Source organism: Streptomyces phytophilus (genome assembly GCF_013870535.1).
GTDB classification, from domain to species: domain Bacteria; phylum Actinomycetota; class Actinomycetes; order Streptomycetales; family Streptomycetaceae; genus Streptomyces; species Streptomyces phytophilus.
This window is the reverse complement of sequence record NZ_JACBXC010001414.1, coordinates 1-1,477: the sequence shown is the minus strand read 5'-3', so window position 1 is coordinate 1,477 and position 1,477 is coordinate 1. Positions and strand designations below refer to the sequence as shown.

At 73.1% G+C, this 1,477-nt stretch carries 1 protein-coding gene and 1 pseudogene; one reads left to right on the top strand and one right to left on the bottom strand.

The genetic code is table 11. The annotated features are described in order from the left end of the window. Window positions 1-804 (top strand): DUF5926 family protein (locus tag H5J30_RS32900; RefSeq protein WP_258563658.1); only part of this gene is annotated, 804 nt, incomplete at its 5' end. A 401-nt stretch (window positions 805-1,205) separates the two neighbouring features. Here H5J30_RS32900 and H5J30_RS32895 read toward each other — a convergent pair. Beyond that, window positions 1,206-1,477, bottom strand: a pseudogene (locus tag H5J30_RS32895) (bifunctional DNA primase/polymerase); the annotation flags it as partial.

Sequence of the window (1,477 nt, the reverse complement as noted above, 5' to 3'; positions counted from 1 at the left end):
GTCCGGGTCCAGCTGATCGGCGAAGTCCTCCTCGTGCAGCAGCTGCCACTCCACCGCGGCACCGCCGCACTCACCCTCGCCGCCGGCCTCCCCGACGACGTACCGTCGCTGACCCTGGCGACGGTGCTGCCCATGGCCTGGCCCGCGCTGCGCCGCGACGACGGCACCGTGCTCCTCGGGCTGCAGAACGACACCGCCTCCGGCGACATCAGCCGCGACCTCGCCGACGTACTCCAGCGCGCGCTGACCGCCACGCCCGGCTCCCCCGTCGAACCCGCCGCGCTCACCGGCACCGGCGACGGCCCGCGGCTCCAGGACCTCCTCGACACCTCCGCGGCGCTGGAGCCCGTGGTGCACGACGGGTTCGAGTTCTGGGTCGACGACGCCGAGTCGGCCTCCGGCGAGGTCGCCGCCTCCCTGGAACGGGCCAACGCCGCCGCCATCCCCACCGCCCGCCTCGGCGGCGTGGAGGCCGCGTACTGGTGCGCGGCGCCGGAGAAGAACCACCTGCGCTGGGTCATGCCCCACCCCGAGGAGAAGCTCCTCGACGCCCTCGCCCGGCTGCACGCCGCCGGCACGTCCGCGCTCGCGGAGGACACCCGCCTCGTCGGCTCGTTCCGCGCACACGGCCTCGTGGTGCCGGTGTGGGACCTGCCGTCGTCGATGACGGCGGAGGACTGCGAGAAGCCCGCGGCGGAGTTCGGGGAGCGGCTGGCGGAGGCGCTGGCCGTCACCGGGCCGCTGACGGGTACGGAACGCAAGGCCCGCGGCGGACTCGCCAACCGCCAGGTGACGCTGAGCTGATCACCTGCATACCGTGCGGTATGACGGGTCCATCATTTGACGGGAATTACGGCGTTCGAATTTGCGAAACGCCAAAGTGTTGTTACGGTCGCTTGTAGCCCGGTCGCTGGTGCATCCCCCGTCGCCAGCGGCCGGGTCTTTACATGCCCGGCCGCCCGCCTTTAATGGAATTTCACACGGCGCCGATGAAGACCGGGATCAGGCGGCACACGGCCAATTAGGTGGGACACGGCGTGCAGGCGCCACTACGGACCGCATAACGGCACACCCGCCCGTACGCACCACTCGACTGCCCCCACGCACCCGTGCAGACGCCCCGCGTCCGTACGCGGGGCGCCTGCATGGCTCTACGCCGCTCTACGCGGCTCTGTCTCCGGCGCGCTGCGCGCTCTACGGCGCTCTCAGCCGACAAACCTGCCGCCGCCAGGAGCCGCCGCCACCGCCTCCACGAGCACGTCGACCACCGACGCCACCGGCGGCAGCCACGGCGCCCTGCCGTGCGGCCGAGGCGCCCGCTCCCAGCGGACCCGCCCCGCGCCCGTCCGCGACGGCGGCAGCGCCAGATAGCCGCCCTCGCCGTGGAACGCCAGCGACGCCGGCACCCAGCCGTGCTCGCCGAGCAGTTCGCCCAGCTCGTCGTAGCCGTAGCTGGCCACCAGCAGCGCCCAGCGCT